The 24,559-nt window shown below is 32.0% G+C and carries 21 protein-coding genes; all 21 read right to left on the bottom strand.

What is annotated here, in order from left to right; all coding sequences use genetic code 11:
• Window positions 1-17: 17 nt before the first annotated feature.
• The 21 genes from PQ462_RS11645 to PQ462_RS11545 all read right to left on the bottom strand — a co-directional run bounded on the left by PQ462_RS11645 (window position 18) and on the right by PQ462_RS11545 (window position 24,450).
• Window positions 18-914 (bottom strand): LysR family transcriptional regulator, encoded by an 897-nt coding sequence (locus PQ462_RS11645; protein ID WP_274253630.1) that lies wholly within the window; start codon window positions 912-914, stop codon window positions 18-20.
• Window positions 915-984: 70 nt separating this feature from the next.
• Window positions 985-1,731 carry a M15 family metallopeptidase gene (locus PQ462_RS11640; protein ID WP_274253629.1) on the bottom strand — a complete coding sequence of 249 codons (747 nt, stop codon included), beginning with the start codon at window positions 1,729-1,731 and terminating at the stop codon, window positions 985-987.
• Window positions 1,732-2,565, bottom strand: a complete 834-nt coding sequence (locus tag PQ462_RS11635) for a DUF4846 domain-containing protein (RefSeq protein ID WP_274253628.1) — start codon at window positions 2,563-2,565, stop codon at window positions 1,732-1,734. It abuts the gene before it with no gap.
• Window positions 2,566-2,629: 64 nt separating this feature from the next.
• Window positions 2,630-4,657: a hypothetical protein gene (locus PQ462_RS11630; protein ID WP_274253627.1), complete on the bottom strand. Its 2,028-nt coding sequence runs from the start codon at window positions 4,655-4,657 to the stop codon at window positions 2,630-2,632.
• A 151-nt stretch (window positions 4,658-4,808) separates the two neighbouring features.
• On the bottom strand, window positions 4,809-5,555 hold the full coding sequence (fabG, locus tag PQ462_RS11625) for a 3-oxoacyl-[acyl-carrier-protein] reductase (RefSeq protein WP_012024948.1): 747 nt from the start codon (window positions 5,553-5,555) through the stop codon (window positions 4,809-4,811).
• A gap of 436 nt (window positions 5,556-5,991) precedes the next feature.
• Complete coding sequence (locus tag PQ462_RS11620; RefSeq protein WP_274253626.1) at window positions 5,992-6,135, bottom strand: hypothetical protein; 144 nt, start codon at window positions 6,133-6,135, stop codon at window positions 5,992-5,994.
• Window positions 6,136-6,332: 197 nt separating this feature from the next.
• Window positions 6,333-7,682 carry a DUF4302 domain-containing protein gene (locus tag PQ462_RS11615; protein WP_274253625.1) on the bottom strand — a complete coding sequence of 450 codons (1,350 nt, stop codon included), beginning with the start codon at window positions 7,680-7,682 and terminating at the stop codon, window positions 6,333-6,335.
• 29 nt (window positions 7,683-7,711) lie between these two features.
• Entirely contained in the window at window positions 7,712-8,569 is an 858-nt protein-coding gene (locus tag PQ462_RS11610) for a zinc-binding metallopeptidase (protein ID WP_274253624.1), read from the bottom strand.
• A gap of 20 nt (window positions 8,570-8,589) precedes the next feature.
• The gene (locus PQ462_RS11605; protein ID WP_274253623.1) at window positions 8,590-10,077 is read right to left on the bottom strand and encodes a RagB/SusD family nutrient uptake outer membrane protein; all 1,488 of its coding nucleotides are present in this window, start codon (window positions 10,075-10,077) and stop codon (window positions 8,590-8,592) included.
• Between the two features lie 14 nt (window positions 10,078-10,091).
• Complete coding sequence (locus PQ462_RS11600; RefSeq protein WP_274253622.1) at window positions 10,092-13,805, bottom strand: SusC/RagA family TonB-linked outer membrane protein; 3,714 nt, start codon at window positions 13,803-13,805, stop codon at window positions 10,092-10,094.
• 301 nt (window positions 13,806-14,106) lie between these two features.
• Complete coding sequence (locus tag PQ462_RS11595; protein ID WP_274253621.1) at window positions 14,107-15,219, bottom strand: FecR family protein; 1,113 nt, start codon at window positions 15,217-15,219, stop codon at window positions 14,107-14,109.
• 89 nt (window positions 15,220-15,308) lie between these two features.
• Window positions 15,309-15,920 (bottom strand): RNA polymerase sigma factor, encoded by a 612-nt coding sequence (locus tag PQ462_RS11590; protein ID WP_274253620.1) that lies wholly within the window; start codon window positions 15,918-15,920, stop codon window positions 15,309-15,311.
• A gap of 363 nt (window positions 15,921-16,283) precedes the next feature.
• Window positions 16,284-16,712, bottom strand: a complete 429-nt coding sequence (locus tag PQ462_RS11585; RefSeq protein ID WP_274253618.1) for a hypothetical protein — start codon at window positions 16,710-16,712, stop codon at window positions 16,284-16,286.
• Between the two features lie 151 nt (window positions 16,713-16,863).
• Window positions 16,864-17,736 (bottom strand): succinate--CoA ligase subunit alpha, encoded by an 873-nt coding sequence (sucD, locus tag PQ462_RS11580; RefSeq protein ID WP_012024957.1) that lies wholly within the window; start codon window positions 17,734-17,736, stop codon window positions 16,864-16,866.
• Window positions 17,737-17,822: 86 nt separating this feature from the next.
• Window positions 17,823-18,185 carry a nuclear transport factor 2 family protein gene (locus tag PQ462_RS11575; RefSeq protein WP_012024958.1) on the bottom strand — a complete coding sequence of 121 codons (363 nt, stop codon included), beginning with the start codon at window positions 18,183-18,185 and terminating at the stop codon, window positions 17,823-17,825.
• A 1-nt stretch (window position 18,186) separates the two neighbouring features.
• The gene (locus PQ462_RS11570; protein ID WP_274253617.1) at window positions 18,187-19,116 is read right to left on the bottom strand and encodes a UDP-3-O-(3-hydroxymyristoyl)glucosamine N-acyltransferase; all 930 of its coding nucleotides are present in this window, start codon (window positions 19,114-19,116) and stop codon (window positions 18,187-18,189) included.
• A 121-nt stretch (window positions 19,117-19,237) separates the two neighbouring features.
• Entirely contained in the window at window positions 19,238-19,804 is a 567-nt protein-coding gene (efp, locus tag PQ462_RS11565) for an elongation factor P (protein WP_012024960.1), read from the bottom strand.
• 96 nt (window positions 19,805-19,900) lie between these two features.
• Complete coding sequence (gene lpxA / locus PQ462_RS11560; protein ID WP_012024961.1) at window positions 19,901-20,686, bottom strand: acyl-ACP--UDP-N-acetylglucosamine O-acyltransferase; 786 nt, start codon at window positions 20,684-20,686, stop codon at window positions 19,901-19,903.
• A gap of 70 nt (window positions 20,687-20,756) precedes the next feature.
• The gene (locus tag PQ462_RS11555; RefSeq protein WP_274253616.1) at window positions 20,757-22,145 is read right to left on the bottom strand and encodes a bifunctional UDP-3-O-[3-hydroxymyristoyl] N-acetylglucosamine deacetylase/3-hydroxyacyl-ACP dehydratase; all 1,389 of its coding nucleotides are present in this window, start codon (window positions 22,143-22,145) and stop codon (window positions 20,757-20,759) included.
• On the bottom strand, window positions 22,138-23,181 hold the full coding sequence (gene lpxD, locus PQ462_RS11550; protein ID WP_274253615.1) for a UDP-3-O-(3-hydroxymyristoyl)glucosamine N-acyltransferase: 1,044 nt from the start codon (window positions 23,179-23,181) through the stop codon (window positions 22,138-22,140). The genes PQ462_RS11555 and lpxD overlap by 8 nt, the downstream gene beginning before the upstream one ends.
• Before the next feature lie 39 nt (window positions 23,182-23,220).
• The gene (locus tag PQ462_RS11545) at window positions 23,221-24,450 is read right to left on the bottom strand and encodes an HD domain-containing protein (RefSeq protein ID WP_073410478.1); all 1,230 of its coding nucleotides are present in this window, start codon (window positions 24,448-24,450) and stop codon (window positions 23,221-23,223) included.
• Window positions 24,451-24,559 lie beyond the last annotated feature (109 nt).

Raw genomic sequence — 24,559 nt, 5'->3', positions numbered from 1 at the left:
TCGTAAAATACAATTGACTATAACTTCAAGTTATAATGATTCGCAATGTTTTGAATAAATAATTCTGATAAAGGATCAGATTTTCCTAGTAAAGTGATAATATAAAAGTACCTTTCTATGGATAATTTCTCAACATCCAAAACAATTAATTCCTTATTTTTCAATTCTTTGCTTACTGCATGAATAGAAATAAAGGCAAAACAATCTGAATTAAGCAGATACGATTTTATACTTTCTGTACTTCCTAACTGCATTTCAATCTGCAGGTCGCTAAATTTTAAACCGACATTTTTAAGTGCAAATTCTATAACTTCAAGTGTTCCAGATCCGCGTTCGCGAGTAATGAATTTCATTGATTTTAAATCGTTTACTGAAATTTCATTTTGTTTTACAAACGGATTTTTACTGCTGCAGACTAAAACTAATTCGTCTTTTAAAAAAGGAATGTATTTTATAGATTGATTTTTTGACTGTCCTTCTACAATTCCAATTTCGATTTCTTTATTAATTAAGGCATTTTCAATTTGTTCTGTATTTCCGTTTAACAAATTGACTTTTATATCTTTTTGTTTTTGATGAAAACGGGCCAAAACTGGAGAAATTATATATTGCGAAATAGTTGTGCTTGCACCTAATCGCAGTAATCCTTGACGCTCGCTGATAAAGGAACTCATTTCAAAATCTATTTCGCGGTAAATTTCGAAAATTTCTTTTGTATGTTTTAGCAGAATTTCTCCTGCTGGAGTTAACGCAATTTTTGAACCGTTTCGTTCAAAAAGTTTGGTTTTATAGGTTTCTTCTAGTTCCTGAATATGCTTAGAAACTGCTGGCTGTGTTATATACAATTCGGTTGCCGCCTTAGTGAAATTAAGGCGCAGCGCAACGGTATAAAATACTTTCAGCCTGAAATCCATAATTATATTTTTTTAAATTCGTAATCTTCTTTTCTCTGTACTTTTTTTTAAAATGAAATAATTTCGAAATTTATAACAAAAGTTCAGGTCGATACTCAAAATGCATTGTGTCATAATGTTTCCAATTTCCTCCCCAAATAAAGCCATATTTTTCAAAAATTGAAACTAACTTGAGGGGGATTTGATTTCTATATAAAAGCGTAACTTCTTCATTTTTGCATTTACAATCCCATTGCCAGTAATTAGAATTTTTGACATTAATATCTATTGTCATTCCATAACTATGCATACTCAATCGGTTTGTTCCTGAAATTTTTCTCCAATTAAATGTTCCTCCAATAACATTAATGTATTTTTTAAATTCTGGATTATTATCTAATTCTGCTGAGAGTTTTTTTACTATTTTATCAATTCCATTTACGGTTGTTACTTTTACTTTTTGATTGACTAATTTCGGACACCAAATAATTTCAGTCATTTTTGATTCAACTTCTGATTTCGAATTTCCGTAGATTTTCTTAAAAAAAGCTTCATTTCGAATTCTTCCTGCATCTTCCTTTGGAATTAAATTCTTATCTGCTTTATTATAAACAAACTTAAATTGATCCTCAATATCAGGATTATCTAATAATTCCTGATTCGTTTTATTTTTAAAATCATCATAAATTAAGCTTGATTTATCACTAAAAATAATTTTATTATCCTTATAATCAACAATTTGATCTGGATATGCTTTAATTAATTTTTGAACATTCAATGGAATTTCTTGAGAAAAAGCATTTTGAAATATAAGGATAAAAAAAAAGAATCGTTTCATTTAAAAACGTTTTAATTGTGAAGAACTAAAAGTCCATTCTGGTGTTTGCAGAGAGGTTCCAAAATCGACAGCGTACCAAGGACTCAACGAACTATTATTTGGATTTTTCAAAATTTGAATTTCCTGTGCCGGCATATAGCTTTGTGCTAAAAGCATAATTTTTTGATTGTTTTTTGGATTCACAGCCATATCAACTACAATAACAGCGTGACCTGGAAAGCCTCCTTTTATAAAAACATCCCCTATTTTTATGTCTAAAGCATTAATTGGTTTCAATTCTTTTTCTAACGAAGCCGTTCCTGCATACATAAAAACCTTTTCTAAGTATTTCCAATAAGTTTCATAACTGTCGGATGGTTTTGCAGTTTTAATCCAGCTGGTTTTATTTCCTTTAATTGCAATTCTGTAACCTGCCGCCCATTTACTAAAATCGGCTCGGAAACCATTTGTAAAATTAAAATGTATTTTATCGTACTGCTTTTGGCTATAAAAATAATCTGCTCGTAAACGCATCACAGCATCAGCACATTGATGCAAATCCTGTCTTCCAATGGGTAAATCCACAACCGCTTCATAAACATTTCGATTTGGCTTTGTAGTTCCATTAAAATACAAAACATTTAAACCCAATGGTTTTAATGGAAGATTTCGTAAAAAATAATCAAACGAAGTTTTAGATTCTTCTTCTCTCACAAATCCCTGAGGCAGTTGAAAACGCTGCTGAATCGTGTTTTCAAAAAGATTGGCTTTATTGGTATTATTTGTCTCTGAAAATGAAAAAAAACAAAAAATTACCATTAAAATTGCTGCGATAAAAAAGAATTTAACTTTCATAATTTTATACTTTTAATTACAATCACAAGATTACAAAATGTCAGAAGGAATTCAATTATATTTATCACAACAATCCATTATACTTTCTAACAAACCATTCCGTAGTTAATAAAGCGGCAATTAAAATCAATAACCAAACCCAGTCAATTATTGGAGTTTTGGTTGATACATTTTTTTCGATTGATTTGTATTCTTTATTCTCTAAAAGTGTATTAATCAAATCTTCTTCCTCGTTTTCAAAAAAGGCTTTTCCATTGGTTTGCAAGGCCAATTGTTTCAATTTTAAAACATCAGGATTTACAAATTGCTTTTCGATATCAAAATCTAAAATTTCGAAATGACTAGAATATGAAGTGTTCGAATTTAATTCTTTTACTGTAAAATTGTATTTCCCGGCTGTTAACCCTTCTAAATTTACAGAGAAAGAATTATTTCCTTTTAATAAATCGTAGTTTTTTGCTTGTTTGGTTTCGGCATTTGTAACCGTAATCGTTAGTCTTGCCTTTTCATCAAACTCATAATTTTTATTGAAATACTGCGCATTGATTACAATTTCTTCTCCAGAATTATAAAAGTTTTCGTGTGTTACAACCAAAGATTTTTTTGAAGCCGATGTTGCTAAATACTGGATTACTTTATCTACAAAGACATCGTATTTCTCAAACGACTGATTATCGATATGACTCTGTAAACGCCATTTCCAGCTGTTTTCTCCTAAAAGAAAAGCAGTTCGTTTTCCCTGGTTTTCGGCAAAAGCCAATAAAGGCGCATTTGTAGAAACATTTCTAATTTTTGAAGAAAGTAAAACTGAAACGTTTCCGTTTGTTGAAATTGTTCCGAATAAATTCTGCAAAGGCGGGAAATTTTCAAATCCGATATTATCTATAGCAAATAAATTAAACTGCGATTGAAATTCAGACAAATAATCTTCGACTTGTCCGCTCATTTTGAAAACCAGATTGTTTTGCTGCTGATTCAGGAAATTAAAATCAGTGCTGTTTCCGGTAATAATAAAAGTGTTTCTTCCTGCTGCTTTATTGTTATCAAAAACCTGTTTGAAGGATGAATTTGGCTGATATAAAACTAAAACCGAAGCTTCTTGTAACTGATTAATATTGTTTGGTTTAACCAATATCACTTTACGCTGTGCATTAACTTCTACAGCACGTTTTAAAGCTGCAATATCTGGATGATTTATAGCAGAAACAATGGCAATTGTAGATTTTTGGTCGATTATTTCTACAGCAAAATTTTTGATGTTATTGTAACTGTTTTTTTCTTTTGCGTTTGAAGATATATTGGCTCTAAAAATTTGCAGCCCAACCTTATCAGCCGGTAAAAGTAAATTTAAAGAGGCTGTTTTTTTAGACGATGAAAAAGATACTTTTTCTTTTGCCACAACAGAATTTCCTTGTGAAATTGTAAAATCTGCCGTTACTGGTTTGTCTCCTGCATATTGTAGAAAAACTTCTACGGGAAATTTATTTTTATGAAAAGCGTATTTATTTACATTCAGCTGATTTATTTTTAAATCAAAAAACGTGGTTGTATCTCCCACAACCAAAGGATAAACTTTATTAGCAGGATCGAATCTGTAAACGTAGTCGTTTCCTGTAGTTTGATTTCCGTCAGTAATAATAACTGTTGGGAAAGTCAGGTTTTTGTTGATGCTTTTTAAATTCTTGGCAGCTTCATCCAGATTAGTCTGGTTTCCTTTAAAATCAAATTTATCTGATGTTTTAAATTCATCATCAAATTGATAAGACTGAATTTCGAATTTTTCTTTTAAAGCCGGATTGGATATTAATTTTTGGTATAATTCAAGGGCTTTTTTATCTGATTTTAAAGCAGCGATTGAACTTGAATTATCTACGGCAATTGCCAAAGGTGTTTTGGTTATTTGAAGCGAACTTTTAGAAATTATCGGATTTATCAATAAAACCAATAATCCAAAGATGGCCAGAAAACGTAAAAAAGCCAAAAACCAAATCAGATTTGATTTGTTTTTGGCTTTATAAAAGTATTGAAAGTACGACAAACCACCCGCTATTACTAAAGAAAGTAATAATAATAAAATCGTGTTTGTAGTCATATTTATTTAGTATTCAGTATCAGTTTACAATAATCAGATTAAAAAAGTCAATTTATTTTATGACTATAGTGTTCAGCTTTTATTCTAGAGTCAGATAAAAACTGATTACTAAAACCTTTGAACCTTTGTAACTTAGAACCTCAGTACCTTTTTAGGTAAGCATTCCTCCACAAACATTAAGAACTTGTCCTGTAATGTAAGCACTCATGTCTGAAGCTAAGAAAAGACAAGCGTTTGCTACATCTTCTGTTGTTCCGCCGCGTTTCAACGGAATTCCTTCTCTCCATCCTTTTACTACATCTTCAGATAATTTTGCAGTCATTTCAGTTTCGATGAAACCTGGAGCGATTGCGTTGCAGCGAATATTACGAGAACCTAATTCTAAAGCTACTGATTTTGTAAAACCAATTGCTCCGGCTTTTGAAGCAGCATAGTTTGTCTGCCCTGCATTTCCAGAAACTCCAACAACAGAACTAATATTGATAATAGACCCTGCACGTTGTTTTAAGAAAGTTTTTTGGATTGCTTTTGTCATATTGAAAACAGATTTCAAGTTAACATCAATAACTTGGTCGAAATCAGCTTCAGACATACGCATAAGTAAGTTATCTTTTGTAATTCCGGCATTGTTAATTAAAATATCAACAGTTCCAAAATCAGCTAAAACTGCATCAACAAAAGTTTGTGCTTCATTAAAATCAGCTGCGTTAGATTGGTAACCTTTTGCTTTTACTCCTAAAGCATTTAATTCTTTTTCAAGAGCTTCAGCAGACGCTGCAGATGAACTATATGTAAATGCTACATTTGCTCCGTGTTTAGCAAAAACTTCTGCAATTCCTTTACCAATTCCGCGGCTAGCGCCAGTAATGATTGCTACTTTTCCTTCTAGTAATTTCATATTAAGGTATTCGTTTTATTTTTCGAAATACAAATATAGATTATTTGGGCGTTTAATAAAATTTGTAATATAAAAAATGGTCGTGATTCTTACTATTAATAACAAAAAACAACTCATTTTTTGAGCTGTTTTTTTATAAATAGTAAATTATTATAAGTGATTTTGTTTCGTTACAAAAAAAATAACTATCAATACAACAGCTATAAATAACATTCTATAAATTGCGTTTTTAAAGTTGTGTGTATCCTGAATCTGTCATCTTTCTTTTGTTTTATAAGGCCTGCTATTGCTATTGGAATAATTATTACAATTGAAAGATATAAATAATACCTTTTATAATTAGGATAAAATACTGATATCGTAATAAGTATTAAACCCAAAAAAAAGATAAAAATATTGATAGGTCTTAAGTATTTTTCAATTTGTATCATTTTAATTAGCCTTTAATAGATTCTGGAAACGAACACGATACAACACAATAAGTTTTATTTGGAGGAGTTTTAGTTCCGCTTACGATTGACTTTTGTTCGTCTTTGCCTAAAACTTCAATTCTATTGAAATTTAAAAGTGATTTTAACATAGTAATTAGTTTATTTATTTTAGTTACTCAATCATTATTGTCTGTCAGTTTCAGACAGAAATTAAATGTGCTTGATTCTTATATAATATAAGAAAAAACACACGATAAAACACATATTAATAGGTTTTTAGTATTAAAAAAAAAAGCAGTTCAAATAATGAACTGCTTTCTTCCTAAATAAAAATAAAAAATTAAAACTAATTTAATTGATATGTTGTCATTCTAAAACTGCTTGAAGCACTAGTAAGGGTATAAATAGTGTTTGTAAATGAAATTTTAAAATTTTCTTTTTTAACATACAGACCTGCAGTTGTAAAAAATTGTTCGTCAATATCTTTTAAGAATGCCGGAGCAGGAATAATTGCTGTTCCATTATCCCATGAATCATGAGTTAATACCAATATTTTAGTTGTATTATTAGGACTTGTTGTAAAGTTATGATAAACCGATGGTCTTCCTCCATTAAAACGATATTCGATATAATCTCCAAAAGCAGAATTAAAATACACCTGAATCCTTGCTATAGATTGATTGGCGGGCAAAGTTGCATTTACTTTATTAATCAAGAATCTGAAATAATCAGAAGTTGTTGGAGCATTGTATAAGTTAGCAGCAATATACCCTACAACCATCTGAGGTTTTCCGTTTACAAAGTTTGTATAATCGTCCGTTATTATTGGCGGGGCATTTGTATATTTAATAGTAGCTTTAACTCCATCTTTTCCTGTTGCTACAAAAGTGTTTGTCGCACTTTCATAAACAAAATCCGAAAGTTTTTGATCTTTAACTGTTAATGGAATTTTGGTAAAAGCACCTGTAGGATTAAATGAAAAAGCTAAATCATAACTTTCGTTTGGAGTTGATGGATCCAAAGAATATCCTGTACCAAAACGTGCATTAGTATTGTAATCAAAATCATAGCTTTTAGTTGTACTTCCATCATTGATTTCCAACAATCTAAACAATGGACTTGTCATATCACCAGTAATGTTTTTAATAATCGGTGTATTTTTTGGTAAATCTTCCCAGTCTTTTGGTGTTGCTTTTACAAAACGTAAGAAATGTCCATTTCTATTTGTTCTAAAAATGATATCTCCATTCTTTTGTCCGTAGTAGTAAAACTGAAAATCACCTAAATAACCTTTTGCAAGAAGACCTGCTGTAGGATAATCTGCAGCATTAGATAAAAGGTGAATTCTGTTTTCTGTTGTAAAAACCAAACTCACTGTACTTCCTACCTGAATATCATACTGGCTTGTATAAACTCCTGTATCGCTATTAAAATCAGATGCCATTTCAACTTTTCCTGCAGGAAGGAATTTAAATAAATGTGTCCATCCTCCTAATTGTGTACTATCTGTGTAATAAACAGCTTTCCATCCATCAGCCGATGAAAGCAATACGTCGTTTAATTCTTTTTGACGGCCGCTTAGTCGCTCAGTAGCATTTTGATCAAATTTTGCATCTACCTCTGGGCTTGAACATGACCCTAACAGCAAAGCTGCGAAAGAAATCATTAAGCATTTATATATATATTTTACTTTCATAATATTGTTTTTTTATAAAAATTAATATCTTAATTATTTATGACAGCATCTGTATTTTTCTGAGCTTCATCTCTTAAAGCATAAAAATCTACGTTATAAGCATCTTTGTAATATTTAACTACAATTGCTTCTTTTGCTTTAATGTTAGCTTTAGCAGTTGCATCTGTAACGCCAGCCAATATTGCATCATATTCTGCTTTTGAACTTGTTAAAATTGTGGCAGCAGTTTCAGCAAAATCCTCATAAATATTCAATCTCGCATAACTTGTTATAAATCCTAATGATCTTGAAGTGGCAATTGGTTCATTATACCATGTTGAAGTATATCCTGATGGTGTAAGTTTTGCCCAAGCCTGCTCATCAAAAGGTTTTGTCTGGTTTAAAATATGTACGTACTCGTGCTGAATAGTGTGAATAAACTGAGTTACACTTGATCTGCTTTTTTTATTCAGGTTATCAATTTGAAAAAGAGAAACTCTCTGGCCGGCTTCTGCAAGACCTAAAGTAACAGTACCATTTGTATTTAAGTTTATACCTCCAACAAGTACAAATTCTCTTGGAGCTACTTTTTTTACAAAATTTACTCCTCCAATAGTTGTATAACTATCGATCCAGATTTTTTTAACTACTTCCATTGCCGGCTGTACTTTTGATACTAAAGGCGGATATAAATATTTATTAAAGTCTACTAGATTTTGGTTCCACTCATAGTATACCGCAATGTTATATGGATCTAAGAAATTAGTACCAATCCATTTGTCTAAATCTGTTTTCTCCGGTACTGAAAAATCTAATTGACTTTCTTTTGGCTGATCCTCCTGAGCACAAGATGCAAGAAGAAAAACTCCAGCAATTACTGCTATTTTATATGTTTTGAATATTTTCATAATACTTTCTAATTAAAAATTTATCTAGGATTTTTTTCAATACCATTGTCTGAAGCTCTAAGCGGAATCTGCAATGCTCTTCTTTTATCGTCTTTTTCTAAAACGTTACTTCTGGTAATTTTACCAAATTGAAGCGTATTATGCGTTACAACAAGGTTAAAACGTTTAATATCAAACCATCTAGCACCTTCACGAAGAAAATCTTTTCTTCTTGCTTCGGCTATTGCTTTAATATAAGAAGTCTGAACAGGAGTTAATGTATAAAACGGAGTAAATTCATTTGGAATTACTGGATATTTTGTTGTCACTACTGTTTCATTCAGTAAATCTGTTGCTGGATTATACCCACTGGTTCTTGTTCCTAAAAAGTATCCTAATTCCGTATTAGCTTCTGCCATTCTATTTTTCATTACTAATGCCTCAATACGATTCAAATACAATTCGTCATTACTAAATAATACTGTTGCAGTGTAAGGTATACCTGTACCAGATGTTAAGTTAGTATATTTAAAATACTCGTAAAGTTTAGGTGTAAATACATTTGTACCTCCAAAATATTGACCATTAGCTCTAATTAAATTGGCTTTGCCCCACATGTTTGTCTGAGTTCCTAATAATTCATCAGATTTATTCCCAGGGAGACTAAATCTATAAGTTGCAACTCTGTTAGCAATTGAATTTGGATAGCTAATCAATAAATTAGTTTCTTGTTCTGCTCTAGAATATTCAATAGGCATTGTAGCAAAAGCTACTGCATTAAAAGCTGTCCAATTTCTAATTTTTGTTGGTTTAGAACCAATTGACTCCGTAAATTCAAGAACTTTATCCCAATCTCCTTTTATTAAGTAAAAACGGGCTGCAAAAGCTTTAGATGCATCTACGTTAAAGTGGAATTTAGGTTCTTTATACTCATTTGTAACATATTTTAAACCTTCATTGATATCCTGCTCAATAAAATCGAACACTTCTTTAACAGTATTACGTTTGTACTTTGCTAATAATTCTGTTTCTGGTTTTGTTATATAAGGCACTCCTAAATCTGTAGCTGCCGTTGCTGGATTATAGCGGTTTGACCAAAACTGAACCAGCATAAAATGATTGTAAGCTCTTGCTATTAATGCTTCTCCTTTTTGTGGATTTAAAGTAGCTGGGTTTCCTAATTTTTCAATTGCTTCTAAGGCTTGGTTTGCCGCTGCAATTGCTTCGTAAGATGCTGTCCAGAATGCATTTTCACTATCATTCCCAATCTGTGAATGCATTTCCCAGTTAAAGCTTTCCTCATTAATAATACTAGTTACAACTTGTGATTCAGTATCAAAAACATTGTCTGACATTACCTCTCCAATTGGCAGATACGATCTGTTAGGATAAGCCGTAACTAGTAATTCTGATACTTTTTCCGGCGTATCTATTTGTGTTCTGTTATCTGGTATTTCTGAAAGAAAATCATCACAACTGCTAAGTCCGATCATTAATAATAATGACAGTGTTATTTTTATATTTTTCATAATCAATTTTATTGTTAAAATGAAAGATTTATTGCAAATGTATATTGTGCCGTAATAGGGAATGCTACACCTCCTGTGTTACGGAATTCAGGATCTTGACCGTTTAATTTTTTATCAGAATAAATCAACCATGGGTTAACTGCTGATCCTTTTAAATTGAAAGTTCCTACTCCTAATTTTCTCTTGAAATCACTTGGAAATTCCCATGCAAGAGATATATTTTTCAATCTTACAAAATCACCGCTTGCAATTCTAACATCAGAAAAATTATAAGTATTATACGCAATTTGTAAATCGCTCGCTCCATAATTTCTATTCAACAATCTATCTGCAATAACTGGAACATTTGTATAGTTTTCGTCACCAGGATTAATCCATCTGTTAGCAAAATCTTTTGTAAAAACAGTTTGATCATTATAAGCATTACTGTATACAGGGTTTAATCTTACTTTATTCCCTCCAGATCCTACGACAAATACGTATAGCGTTACATTTTTATAAGTAAATGTATTTGCAAGACCAATTGATTTATTTGGCTCTACAGATCCTTCGTATTTCAAATAATTTGTTACATTATTAGTATCTTGGAAGTTAGCATCTGTAATATTGCTTTCAGCACCGTCTTGTAATTTAAAAGTTGGTAATCCTTGATTGTTTAACCCTGTAAATTGGTAAGAGTACAATGAGTTTCTAGGATGTCCTACTGTATTACCACCATTTGTAGCAATTAAATCAAATACAGCTGGTTTGTTAGCCAATTTTGTAATTTTTTGATCATATATAGAAAAGTTCAATGTAGTAGACCATTTAAAATCTTGATTAGTAATATTTTGAGTAGTAATACCTACCTCAAGACCTTTTGTCTCCATATCTGCATTGTTTCCTTGCTTAACTTCTTGTCCACCAATTCCTGATGTAATTACGTAATCAATTAAATCAAATGCTTTACGACGATAAACATCTGTAGTAAGTTGTACTCTGTTTCTGAACATTCCTAAGTCTAAACCAATATTTGTTTCATATTGTTTCTCCCAAGTCAAATCTTTGTTTTGTAAATCTTCAATACGAATTGCGTTTTCTCTGTCACCAGTGTTGAAACGGTCTGTGATATAACTTTTGTAAATAGCCAATGAGTTTGTAGCCGGTCCAGCTGTAGCTGTTAAACCGTAAGAAGCTCTAAGTGCTAAAGTATTTACAGATTCTACATCTTTCATAAAACTTTCTTCTTTAACATTCCATTTACCACTCACTGTATAAGTTGGCAGCCATCTAGAAGAACCACTATCACCTTGTCTGTTAGATCCATCATAACGTCCAGTAACAGAAGCAGTATAACGACGATCGTATGTGTATCCTACTTTTCCAAAGAAACCAACTGTACGCTCTCTTTCTGCTCCAAAATCATAGTAAGAGTTTCCATCATTGATTAATTTTTCAATTAATTTAGGATCAGTAAATGCGCTGAGTCCTTTTCCAAATTGAATACCAGCCGCAGTAAAGTTGTCGTTATTTCTATCTACAGATCTAAACTCTGTCCCGAAGAATCCTTCAACTTCATGTTTATCATTAAATGTATTTCTGTAAGTAATACTATTTCTAACATTATATGATGTCATATCGTTAGTGTATTTTCTTAAGAATCCTCCATTTGGTAATACCGAAATTTTTGGTGCTGTTAAATCGTTTGGATTTTGATATAAAAAGACGTTATCTTTTTGAATTTGAGTATTTAGGTTTGCTCCAACTCCTGCATTGTAAGCTCCAACAACGTTAGAACCTTCGTAAATTTTGTGCTCTCTTGATGTATTAGCATAACGAGCAGAACCTGTAAAATTATACGTTAAGTTCTTGTTGATTTTATAATCTAGATCACCTTGAAAACGAACATCCTGTACCTTAATGTCCATCGTATTATTTTTCAATTCATTAAGAATATTCATGGGTGCCCAGTTATTTTGGTAGTACTCCAAATTACCGTTCTCATCGTAAGGTCTCAATGTTCTACTTGTACTTAATACATAATTAAATGGGTTGATGTCAAAATCTCTGGTAATTTTACCAAACACAACATCATTTTTACTTTCGTAGGTTCCAGGAGCTTCCTGATCACGAATAGATCCCAATGTAGATAATGTAACTGTTAATCTGTCGTTGATAAAAAATGTACCTTTAATATTTGATGATAACTGTTTTACATTATCAGCCAAAGTCCATCCCGGATCTGTATAATATCCTAATGAAGCATAAAATGTATTGTTTTTTCCACCACCAGAAAAACTTAACGAATGATTTTGAGTAATAGATGGTCTAAATAAAACTTTGAACCAATCTGTATTTCCTAACTCATATTTTTTCAAGAATTCATTAACATAAGGCTGTTCATTTTTAACACCATATAAACCATTTGACTCTTGGTAAAGGTTGATTTGCTTAGCCAGAATACCATAAACACCACTAAATCTAGATGTTAATGATGAACTCTGATCTAAGTATCCTTTTGTTCTCATTTCCTGAAAAACACTCATAGATTCCTGAGAATTTAAAATATCATATTGAGTGTAACTAGGAACTGTTCTTACTGTATTTTCTACAGTATAATTAATTTTTAATGGAGAATCTCTACGCCCTTGTTTAGTCGTAACAACCACAACTCCATTTAAAGATCTTGAACCGTAAATAGAAGTAGCTGATGCATCTTTAAGGATTTCAATACTTTGGATGTCATTAGCATTTAATCCAGCTACAGCAGAACTTAATAATGTTGCTGAATTTCCAGAAGCTAAGTCTGCAAATGAAACATTAATGATATCTTCCTGAACAATACCGTCAATAACCCATAATGGTTTTGTATCTCCAAAAATTGAAGAAGATCCACGAACTGTAATTTTAGGAGTAGCACCAAAAGATCCTGTAACGTTTTGTACTGTAACCCCTGCCGCCTTACCTTCAATCATACGGCTTACATCAACAACACCGTCAACTTTTAACTCTGAACCAGAGATTTTACTGATTGCTCCTGTAAATGTTCTTTTAGATGTTTTCTCATATCCTGTTGTAACTACAACCTCTTTTAAGTTTTGACCTGCTTCTGTAAGAACAACTGTTGGTGTAACGTTAGTAATTCCAATTTCTTTCGTTTCCATACCTACGTAAGAAATTACAAGTTTATCTGCATTTGCAGGCATTTCGATAGAGAAATTTCCATCAAAGTCTGTCAGAACGGCAACTTTTGTTCCTTTTGCCATTACTGTAGCTCCCGGAAGCGGGCTTCCTGTTTGATCTGTTACTTTACCTTTAATAATTGGTCCGGCGGTTAGTACTTCAAAAAGTGAATCATGATTATCTGCACTTGCAAATGGATCTGCGGTGGTTTTTTGCAGAATAATTTGATTGCTCACTTCTGAAAAAGTAATATTAAATGGCACCAAAATTCGGCTCAAAATGCTAGAAAGCGTTTCCTGATTCGCTTCTATACTAACTTTTCGGCTTAATTGAGGGAGCCTTGAATTGTACGAAAATTTTACATGAGCCGATTTTTCAATTTTAGATAAAGCATTATCAAGAGTCAAATTTTCAACTATAATGGTAACTTTTGTATCTAATTTTTTTTGCCCATTTACATTATTTGCCACGGCAAAGCTCGAAAACACAAGTGCCAAGACAAACTGAAATAGTGTTATTTTCATGATTCTATGGAGTAATCGTTGTTTAACAACTGGTTTTTTCATAATTTTGATTTGTTTTGATTAATACTAATTTGAGTGTATTTTTAAGAAACGATGAATTACTTTTTACAGAAAGCAATTCAATTTTATAAGTGTCGATAATGTTACAGCATTTCGGCACTTTTTTTTGCAGTACATTTTTTACATAGGCAATAATTTATTTCTGGTTGAGTTAAGTTTTTGGTTAATATTTTTGATAAAAAACATAGAAATTAGCCGCGTTTATTTTCAAAAAAATAGGATTACACTTCAAAAAAGAAGTCATTAAAAAATAGTTTGTCTATGTAATTACAGTTACATAAAATTAATTACAGCCTTCTGAAGTTATGATAATCTGATTTCCATTCATTTCAAAACTGGTATTATTACCTATGCTTTTACAGACAATTTTTAATTTCTCTGTTAAAGGCTGATCACTCAGTGATGTGGTTAAATGGCATTCTTTTAATTTATTTTGCGGATAATCTATATCTACAAGATACGCCTGCTCTATAGTCTCAAAAATTTGTGATACCGGAATATCGTTAAATTCAAAGCTCAATTGTTCAATATTTCCAACGTTTTGAACCAATACAGGATCTTGAGTGATATTTGTAATTTTATTGAATTTCATATCGTTCCGCAGAAATCTCAGTGCCTGATTTGGAAGAAGCACAATTTCTTCTTCGTCTGATTTAGAAATTAATTCGTTAGATTTTACCTTAACTTTACCGGTACGTACTAAAATTTCTACATCTGGCTGATCAGAATAAGCTTTAACTCTAAAGCTGGTTCCAACTACTTTTGTAACAATCTCGTTCGCATAAACGAAAAAAGGCTTTTTAGGATTTTTACTAATTTCAAAGAAACCTTCGCCGGATAAATACACCTTTCTTTCGTTCCCGGTAAAGATTTTAGGGTAACTCAATTTACTATTGGGCTGCAGTAAAACAGAACTGCCGTCTGATAGAGTAATAATTTGTGGTTTGTTAGAATTGTTGGTTTGTTCTACTAATCCCTCACTGTTTTCATCAATAAGTTCTTTGTAGGTTACAATTTTGTTTTCAGTTTTAAAATGATTGTTATAAAACCAGGCTGACATTAAACCAATAACTAGTGTTGCAGCTATAGCAGAAAGAAATCTTTTTCTGAAAGAATTTAACTTTAAAGTTTTAACGTTCTTTTGATTTTCTTTTTCACGAATTTTGAGCCATGTGTTTTGCAACGCTCTGTGAATGTCAGATTTAGTCAATTCGTTCTCTGGAATTTTCATTGCGAGAAGCATTAATCTTGCATCTTCAACTAATTTCGCACGCTGACGACTTTCTAAAGTCCATTCTTCCCATCCGTTTTCATCAACTCTTGATAAAACCCATTGTTGGAATGATTCATCTGATAAGAAATCTTCTATTTCGGTATATTTATTACGTTTTTGCATCTAAAAATAAGGTTACAAAAACATAGAGGACAGTTTTCTTATTATATACTCACCAAATTATGATTTTTTTTAAACTTTTTTAACTTTTTTTAAAGAGAGCTTGAAAACAATAGAGTAATTAAGGCAAAACTACCCTTCCATTCTTTACGAAGAGTAAGTAAACCACGATGAAGTAAATTGCTGGCTGACTGATAATTAACATCCAGCATCTCGGCAATTTGCTCAACCGAAAGTGCCTGATGATAACGAAGATATAAAGCTTCTTTTTGTCTTGCAGGCAATTCGTTTAACAATTTATTTAGATAAGAAACTTTTTCTTTTGTAACATAGTCATCATCCAAAAGATCATTTTCTACAGAAAATTCCAAAAGAAAAGCAATATCGTCTGTACTTGCGGTTTTTCTAAAAATATGATCACGTTCAAATAAACGTGCAATTCTTTTTCTAACACTCGATAATAAGTAAGCTTTTACTACTACACTGCTCTGCAAAGAACTGCGGTATACCCAGATATCGGTAAAAACATCCTGAACACAATCCTGTACTTTTTCTGCATAAGGTGAAAGTGAATTCCCGTAACTGACCAGATCACCATAATAACGCTCAAATAATAGGGAAAATGATTTCTCATCTCCTAATATTAAATCATTCCAAAGTGTATTGTCATCGATTAAATTGGCTGGTAGGATTCGGGTCTTCATAATAGTGAATTATAACTGCTAAAAGCAGTAGGTTTCTTAATGTAAAAAATACACTATTTTAACATTATTACTTTTAATTGTTCGATAAATATATAAAAGCAAATATTTAAAACCAATTATTTTACACAAAAGAGACAGTTCTCTAACATAGAAAACTCTCTCTTTCTTTTGGTATCACTAGGGTCTTAAGGAAATGTTAAAATTATTCAGAATTAAGAAATAATCTCAAATTATAAGATTTTACATCGATAAACTATTTACTTAAAAACACAGTATTTCAAGAATTAACACAACATAAAAAGCAAAAAGCCCTATAGAATCTATAAGGCTTTAATGTATTGCTGTCGCTATTTTTATCGCTTTTTAAAAAGCTACATTCCATCTAGGCAATTTTGCATTTTCATCTAAAAAGTTTTGCAAGATCTGTCCTTCAACTGCAGTCGGAATAGCTTTTACATCTGCATTAAATGTTTCGTACCAAACTACTTCAAGAACAGAAATGTTCTCTAATTTCATTTGTGCCGGCCAAGAATATTTTCTCCCTGTTTTAGCAAATTGATGTCCGTTTACAATTTTATCGTATAAACCTCCATTTTTAGTTTTAAGAGTTCCGTCATTTTGAACTGTTCCAGTAGAACCAGCCATGATTAATTCTTTTGAATCTCCGTCAATTTCATAAACCACAAAAATCCCTGCACTTCCTTCCGGAGCATTGCAAACTTCTTCTAAACTATCATTTACAGTAAAAGTAAAACTATTACTTGATTTAAATTTTTCTAATTCTTTGTACATATTTTCTTTTTAAGCTTCTATCCTGACAGCTATCGGGACTGAGATTCTCCGATGCTAAATTTTTCTATCTATGCCTCAGTTTTTAAAATGTAAAAAAGTCTCAACAGGATATTGAGACTTTTTTTGGAATTTGTTATTTTGATATTAGAGATTATCCTAATACTTCTTTTACTTTTTTACCAATTTCAGCTGGTGAATCAACAACGTGAATTCCGTTGTCTCTCATAATTTGTTTTTTAGCAGCAGCTGTATCATCAGAACCTCCAACGATTGCACCTGCGTGACCCATTGTTCTACCAGCAGGAGCAGTTTCTCCAGCGATAAAACCAATAACTGGTTTACGGTTACCATCAGCTTTTACCCATTTTGCAGCATCAGCTTCTAATTGACCTCCAATTTCACCAATCATGATGATTGCTTCAGTTTCTGGATCGTTCATTAATAATTCAACAGCTTCTTTAGTTGTAGTTCCAATGATTGGATCTCCACCAATACCAATAGCTGTAGTAATTCCTAAACCTTGTTTTACAACTTGGTCAGCAGCTTCATAAGTTAAAGTTCCTGATTTAGAAACGATACCAACAGTTCCTTTTTTGAAAACGAAACCTGGCATAATTCCAACTTTAGCCTCACCTGGAGTAATAACACCCGGACAGTTTGGTCCAATTAATCTTGAACTTCTTTCTTTAACATAATTATTTGCTTTAATCATGTCTGCTACAGGAATTCCTTCTGTAATAGCAATAATTACTTTAATTCCAGCATCAGCAGCTTCCATAATTGCATCAGCAGCAAAAGCCGGCGGAACAAAAATGATAGAAGTATCAGCACCAGCTTGATCAACAGCATCTTTTACTGTATTAAAAACCGGGCGGTCTAAATGGCTTGTACCTCCTTTTCCTGGAGTAACACCACCAACAACATTAGTACCGTACTCAATCATTTGAGAAGCGTGGAAAGTTCCTTCGCTTCCTGTAAATCCCTGAACAATTATTTTGGAATCTTTATTAACTAAAACACTCATGATATATATTTTATGTAGTTTTTAAATTTGTGTTGCAAAAATAAGGTTTTGTAATGTATTTTGCCTCTTTTATTGTCAAAAAAATATTAAGAAAATTGACTCATCTGATAACCTCTGTAAAGTTTGTCATCTTTTATCTGCCAGATCGTTGAAAAATGTGCCAGAAGCATCTCTTCACGAGGGTTCTCGATTGTTTTTACATAATGAGAATAACGTACTGATACTAAATCATCTTCGGCAATAATATGGCTTATTCTCACTTTAGATCGTACATATGCCCTGCTAAGTTCATTTGCCATTTCTAAAATCGAATCATGATTCATTTCTATGAATCCTTTACTGCTATTCCATTCAATGATAACATCCGGATGCAGATAAGTTTTTAGAACTTCACTATCAATCAAGGCATCCGACTTATAAAATTTTTGAACAAACTCTTTTATAGACATATTACTTCAATTTATTTAGAATTTCAGGAATCTTTTTGATATTAGCCAGCTGCTTTAATTTTTCTCTTGATTCTTCAATTGGAGTTCCAAAGTATGATTTCCCTCCTTCTACAGATTTAGTAACACCTGTCTGACCCATAATAACAGCCTTTGCTCCTATCGTAATGCCGCTGGTGGTTCCTACTTGTCCCCAAATTGTAACTTCATCTTCAATAACAACACATCCGGCGATACCTGTTTGTGATGCAATCAAACATTTTTTTCCGATAACTGTATCATGTCCAACATGAACCTGATTATCCAGTTTTGTACCTTCTTTAATTGTTGTATCTCCAGTAACTCCTTTATCAATTGTACAAAGAGCACCAATGCCAACATTGTCTTGAATAATAACTCTACCGCCAGATATTAACTGATCGAATCCTTCCGGACGTTTTTTATAATAAAAAGCATCGGCTCCTAAAATACTTCCGGCATGTATAATAACATTATCACCAATCACGGTATGATCGTAAATTGACACATTTGAATGAATCAAACAGTTCTTACCAATTTTAACATGATTACCAATAAAACTATTTGGCTGAATTACAGTTCCTTCTCCAATTTGTGCTGTAGCTGAGATTGCAACATTAGCAAATTGAAATGGTTTAAAATGTCTGGTTAAATTATTGAAATCTCTGAAAGGATCATCAGAAATTAAAAGAGCTTTACCTTCCGGGCATTCCACTTCTTTGTTAATTAAAACGATAGTGGCTGCAGACTGTAAAGCTTTATCGTAATATTTTGGATGGTCAACAAATACAATATCTCCAGGTTCAACGACATGTATTTCGTTCATACCTAAAACCTGAAAGTCTTTGTCTCCAATAAATTTGCAGTTAAGCAAATTGGCAATTTCTTGTAAAGAATGACTCTTTGGAAATTTCATATATAATAATTAGAAAATTTGTCAATTAGAAAATGAGTCAATTAGAATGTGAATATACAAAATTATGTCGATTCACAAATTATCTAATTGACTCATTGTCCAAATTATCTTAATTAAAAGACTACTCTTTTACACGCTCCATGTAAGAACCAGAAGCTGTATCAATTTTAATTTTATCACCTTCGTTGATGAACAAAGGAACGTTTACATTTGCACCTGTTTCAACAGTAGCGTTTTTAGTAGCATTTGTTGCAGTATTTCCTTTTACTCCCGGCTCAGCATAAGTAACTTCTAAAATTACTGATGCAGGCATATCTACAGATAAAGGCAAATCAGTTTCAGTATTAATCTGAACCATTACATTTGTTCCTTCTTTTAATAAATCCGGAGCATCTAAGATATTTTTATTTAAAGAAATCTGCTCAAAAGTTTCGGCATTCATAAAGTGAAATTCATCACCTTCTGGATATAAAAACTGAAATGTATGTGTTTCAACACGTATAACGTCAATTTTATGACCTGCTGAAAAAGTATTATCTAATACTTTTCCTGAAGTTAAACTTTTTAATTTCGTTCTTACGAAAGCTGGACCTTTTCCAGGTTTAACGTGAAGAAATTCAATAATTTTATAAATATCGTGATTAAATTTAATACACAATCCGTTTCTAATATCTGATGTAGACGCCATTTGTTTTTAATTTTATTTATTTTTTGTTGAATCGTTGAACCGTTTAACTGTTTTTTCGATTAACCGATTAAACAAATAAACAATTAAACTTTTATTTTAATAGTTTCCCGAATAACCTTTCATAATTCCTCGTGATGAATTTCTGATAAAATCAAGAATTTCATCTCTCTCAGGAGTTGCTTCCATTTCAGCTTCAATAATACTTAAAGCTTGTGTAGTATTGTAATTCTTCTGATATAAAATTCTGTAAATTTCCTGAATTTCTCTAATTTTTTCAGTACTAAATCCTCTTCTTCTTAAACCAACTGAATTGATACCAACATACGACAATGGTTCTTTAGCCGCTTTTGTGTAAGGAGGAACATCTTTTCTTACCAGAGATCCGCCAGAAATCATAGCATGATCTCCAATATGAATAAATTGGTGAATTGCTGCCAAACCGCCAATTACGGCATGATTACCAACAACTACGTGACCAGCTAATGCTACACCGTTTACAATAATTGCATTATTACCAATTTCGCAATCGTGAGCAATGTGAGCGTAAGCCATAACTAAGCAATTGTTTCCAAGAATAGTTTGTCCTGAAGCAATTGTTCCTCTATTAATAGTTACGCACTCTCTAATTGTACAATTGTCACCAATAATAGCTAAAGAATCTTCACCGCCAAATTTTAAATCCTGAGGCACAGCAGAAATTACAGCTCCTGGAAAAATGTTACAATTTTTTCCAATTCGAGCTCCTTCCATAATGGTTACATTTGAACCAATCCAAGTACCATCACCAATAACAACATTATTGTGAATTGTTGTAAAAGGCTCAATTACAACGTTTTTAGCGATTTTCGCGCCAGGATGAACATATGCTAATGGTTGATTCATCTATGTTTTATATTTTAAATTAAAATAATCTAATTTTAGGGCAACAAACCTAAACAATAAATTTGATTAATTATTGTTTTCTTGCAATTTGTGCCATTAATTCTGCCTCAGTTACTAATTTTCCATTTGCATAAGCATTAGCCTGCATGTGACAGATTCCTCTTCTGATAGGAGAAATCAATTCACATTTAAAAATTAACGTATCACCCGGCAGTACTTTGTGTTTGAACTTAACATTGTCAATTTTCATGAAATATGTTAAGTAATTTTCCGGATCTGGAACTGTGCTTAAAACTAAAATTCCTCCCGTTTGTGCCATTGCCTCTACAATTAAAACTCCAGGCATTACTGGAGCCTCAGGGAAATGTCCTACGAAGAAATTCTCATTCATAGTAACATTTTTCAAACCAACCACATGACGATCAGACATTTCGATAATTCTGTCAATTAACAAGAATGGTGGTCTGTGAGGAAGCATTGACATGATTTTGTGAATATCCATCAATGGTTCTTGGTTCAAATCGTAAACAGGAACATGATTTCTTTGCTCTATTTTAATGATTTTTGCCAGTTTTTTAGCAAACTGAGTGTTTACAAAATGCCCAGGTTTATTTGCAATAATTTTTCCTTGAATGCGAACTCCAATTAGAGATAAATCTCCAATAACATCAAGCAATTTGTGTCTTGCAGCTTCGTTTGGATAATGTAAAGTAAGGTTGTCTAAAACGCCGTTTGGTTTTACAGATATTTCATCTTTACCAAAAGCTTTCTTTAAATTCTCCATAGTAGACTCAGAGATTTCCTTATCTACATATACAATTGCGTTATTTAAATCACCGCCTTTAATTAGGCCGTGTTCTAATAATGATTCTAATTCGTGTAAAAAGCTGAATGTTCTAGAACTTGCAATTTCTTCTTTAAAGTCTGATAAACTTTTTAAAGTTGCATTTTGAGTACCTAAAACTTTTGTACCAAAATCTACCATAGTAGTGACTTGGTATTCATCGCTTGGCATAACAAGAATTTCGCTTCCTGTTGCTTCATCTGTAAACGAAATAACTTCTTTTACTACATAAACATTACGGCTTGCGTCTTGTTCTTCAATTCCGGCTTTTTCAATTGCTTCAACAAAATATTTTGATGAACCATCCATAATAGGTAGTTCAGAGGCATTCAATTCAATAATAATATTATCCAAATCGCAACCAACTACTGCAGCTAAAACGTGTTCAGGAGTTTGTATTTTAACACCTAATTTTTCTAAATTAGTTCCTCTTTGCGTATTAACAACATAATTAGCGTCAGCCTCAATGACTGGCTGGCCTTGCAAATCTACTCTTACAAAAGTGAAACCATTATTAATAGGAGCAGGTTTAAAAGTCATAGTAACTTCTTTTCCAGTATGTAATCCAACTCCTGTTAGTGAAATTTCATTTTTGATGGTCTTCTGTTTAACCATTATTTCCATTTTTTGGGTTTATTATTTGTTTTTTTATTTCTTCAACTTCGGCAACTATCTTAGGAAGATTTTTAAAGTGAACATACGATTTATTAAAGTCAGTATATCCAAGAGATGGCGTTCCCTGCAGAATTTCATCATCTTTAATGTTTCTCGCAACCCCAGACTGCGCCTGAAGTCTCACATTATTTCCAATAGTTAAGTGGCCTGCGATACCAACCTGCCCTCCAATCATACAATTCTCACCAATTTTAGTAGAACCTGCAACGCCGCTTTGTGCCGCAATTACTGTGTTTTTACCAATTTCAACATTATGGGCGACCTGAATTTGATTGTCTAATTTTACTCCTTGTCTAATAATTGTAGAACCAAGAGTTGCTCTGTCTATTGTTGTATTTGCACCAATATCTACGTTATCTTCAATAATAACGTTGCCAATCTGCGGTACTTTACTGTAAACTCCTTCTTCATTTGGTACAAAACCAAAACCATCTGCACCTATAATAGTTCCTGAATGAATAGTGCAATTATTTCCAATTACAGTTTCTGAATAAATTTTTGCGCCGGCAAAAATAAACACATTATTACCTATTGTTACATTATCTCCAATAAAACTGTTAGGATAAATTTTAACATTATCTCCCAAAACGACATTTTGCCCTACGTAACTAAAACTTCCCAAATAAAGATTTTCTCCATATTTAGTTCCTTCAGACATAAATGACTGCGGCTCGATTCCGTTTTTATTTAATTTTACCTGATTGTAAAAGTGTAAAAGTTTAGAAAACGCTGCATATGCATCTTCTACTTTTATTAGTGTAGTAGTAATTTCCTGTTCAGGAATAAAGGTGTCGTTAACAATTGTAACAGTTGCCTTTGTACTATATATGTAATTGATATATTTGGGATTAGCCAAAAAAGTGAGAGATCCCTCCTCACCTTCTTCTATCTTAGAAAGTCGAGAAACTTCTGCATTGGGATTTCCAACAACTTCTCCTTCTAAAATTCCTGCTATTTGTTCTGCTGTAAATTTCATCGCGACAAAAATATAAAAAATAGATTTTAAATGTTAATTTTAGATAAGTTGTTTTGGAAAACAGATATAATATTTTGTCACCAATTTAGATAACGATTTCAAATTCAATTGATCAGAAGCTTCAACAACATCCTCAATTGTTTTATCTTTTTTCAAAATTCGTATTGGTTCGGCAGCTTTACTATAGGCCTGATTCTTAATTTTACCTCTAAATATGAAATAACCCGCATCTAAAGCCGAAATATTATGCGCTTCTGCAAACTCTTCTTTTAAAGACTGTGATTCCTCCATCGGAATTTTATCTGCACTAAGTTTTATCTTTAACAAATCTCGATTAATGATCATTTTGCTTAAAGTTGAAAGTATAAAATCCGGATGTCTCTGCCAAGATTTTAGTGCACTTATAATATCAAAATCATCTAATTGAGAAAACAAATCTAATTTTTCGGCATCAAAATCTTCTAAAGTAATTTTATTCTGCATGAAATACATAAGCGGTTCACTGCAAGGAAGTTTAACTCCTTTTAGAGTAAGCTCTTTGGCTCTTTTTAATACCTTCATTAAAATTAATTCGGCAACCAAGCTAGTTTTATGCAAATACGCCTGCCAGTACATTAATCTTCTTGAAAGCAGAAATTTTTCGACAGAATAAATTCCTTTTTCTTCAATTACTAAAACATCATCAACCACATTCATCATCTGGATCAAACGTTCTGAGTTTACATTTCCTTCGGCAACTCCAGTATAAAAACTGTCTCTTTTTAAATAATCCATTCTATCCATATCCAATTGACTTGAAATCAACTGCAGCATAAATTTCCTGTGATATTCTCCTTTAAAAACCTGAATTGCCAGACTTAATCTTCCATCAAATTCTTCATTAAGCTGATTCATAAACAACAGCGAAATCGCTTCGTGATGTACATCTTCAACAATACTTTTCTCCATTGCATGCGAAAATGGCCCATGACCAATATCATGGAGCAAAATTGCTATTAAAAGAGCATTTTCTTCTTCTTCAGAAATAACAACATCTTTAAAACGCAGTGTATCGATTGCTTTTTTCATTAAATGCATACATCCCAAAGCATGATGAAAACGTGTATGATTTGCTCCTGGATAAACTAAATACGATAATCCCATTTGTGAAATACGGCGTAGACGCTGAAAATAAGGATGTTGGATTAAATCGTAAATGAGCTCGTTCGGTATAGTAATAAACCCATAAATTGGGTCGTTAAATATTTTTAATTTATTAATTTGAGTCACAAGTTGGTTATTTTTTTGGTCAACAAATATAAGTAAATAAGTATAAACACATTTTAGTTTTTAACTTAAAAAGTTGATATTTAATATCAGTATTTTCTTAAACATTAAT

The sequence above is a fragment of the Flavobacterium sp. KACC 22758 genome, from assembly GCF_028736135.1.
Lineage (GTDB): Bacteria > Bacteroidota > Bacteroidia > Flavobacteriales > Flavobacteriaceae > Flavobacterium > Flavobacterium johnsoniae.
The sequence above is the reverse complement of the archived record's forward strand: the minus strand, read 5'-3'. Positions and strand labels throughout refer to the sequence as shown.

What these genes read in the sequence shown, in the direction of transcription:
- PQ462_RS11645 (WP_274253630.1), bottom strand. Translation starts at nt 914, where the DNA reads ATGGATTTCAGGCTGAAAGTATTTTATACCGTTGCGCTGCGCCTTAAT.
- PQ462_RS11640 (WP_274253629.1), bottom strand. Translation starts at nt 1,731, where the DNA reads ATGAAACGATTCTTTTTTTTTATCCTTATATTTCAAAATGCTTTTTCT.
- PQ462_RS11635 (WP_274253628.1), bottom strand. Translation starts at nt 2,565, where the DNA reads ATGAAAGTTAAATTCTTTTTTATCGCAGCAATTTTAATGGTAATTTTT.
- PQ462_RS11630 (WP_274253627.1), bottom strand. Translation starts at nt 4,657, where the DNA reads ATGACTACAAACACGATTTTATTATTATTACTTTCTTTAGTAATAGCG.
- fabG (WP_012024948.1), bottom strand. Translation starts at nt 5,555, where the DNA reads ATGAAATTACTAGAAGGAAAAGTAGCAATCATTACTGGCGCTAGCCGC.
- PQ462_RS11620 (WP_274253626.1), bottom strand. Translation starts at nt 6,135, where the DNA reads ATGTTAAAATCACTTTTAAATTTCAATAGAATTGAAGTTTTAGGCAAA.
- PQ462_RS11615 (WP_274253625.1), bottom strand. Translation starts at nt 7,682, where the DNA reads ATGAAAGTAAAATATATATATAAATGCTTAATGATTTCTTTCGCAGCT.
- PQ462_RS11610 (WP_274253624.1), bottom strand. Translation starts at nt 8,569, where the DNA reads ATGAAAATATTCAAAACATATAAAATAGCAGTAATTGCTGGAGTTTTT.
- PQ462_RS11605 (WP_274253623.1), bottom strand. Translation starts at nt 10,077, where the DNA reads ATGAAAAATATAAAAATAACACTGTCATTATTATTAATGATCGGACTT.
- PQ462_RS11600 (WP_274253622.1), bottom strand. Translation starts at nt 13,805, where the DNA reads ATGAAAAAACCAGTTGTTAAACAACGATTACTCCATAGAATCATGAAA.
- PQ462_RS11595 (WP_274253621.1), bottom strand. Translation starts at nt 15,219, where the DNA reads ATGCAAAAACGTAATAAATATACCGAAATAGAAGATTTCTTATCAGAT.
- PQ462_RS11590 (WP_274253620.1), bottom strand. Translation starts at nt 15,920, where the DNA reads ATGAAGACCCGAATCCTACCAGCCAATTTAATCGATGACAATACACTT.
- PQ462_RS11585 (WP_274253618.1), bottom strand. Translation starts at nt 16,712, where the DNA reads ATGTACAAAGAATTAGAAAAATTTAAATCAAGTAATAGTTTTACTTTT.
- sucD (WP_012024957.1), bottom strand. Translation starts at nt 17,736, where the DNA reads ATGAGTGTTTTAGTTAATAAAGATTCCAAAATAATTGTTCAGGGATTT.
- PQ462_RS11575 (WP_012024958.1), bottom strand. Translation starts at nt 18,185, where the DNA reads ATGTCTATAAAAGAGTTTGTTCAAAAATTTTATAAGTCGGATGCCTTG.
- PQ462_RS11570 (WP_274253617.1), bottom strand. Translation starts at nt 19,116, where the DNA reads ATGAAATTTCCAAAGAGTCATTCTTTACAAGAAATTGCCAATTTGCTT.
- efp (WP_012024960.1), bottom strand. Translation starts at nt 19,804, where the DNA reads ATGGCGTCTACATCAGATATTAGAAACGGATTGTGTATTAAATTTAAT.
- lpxA (WP_012024961.1), bottom strand. Translation starts at nt 20,686, where the DNA reads ATGAATCAACCATTAGCATATGTTCATCCTGGCGCGAAAATCGCTAAA.
- PQ462_RS11555 (WP_274253616.1), bottom strand. Translation starts at nt 22,145, where the DNA reads ATGGTTAAACAGAAGACCATCAAAAATGAAATTTCACTAACAGGAGTT.
- lpxD (WP_274253615.1), bottom strand. Translation starts at nt 23,181, where the DNA reads ATGAAATTTACAGCAGAACAAATAGCAGGAATTTTAGAAGGAGAAGTT.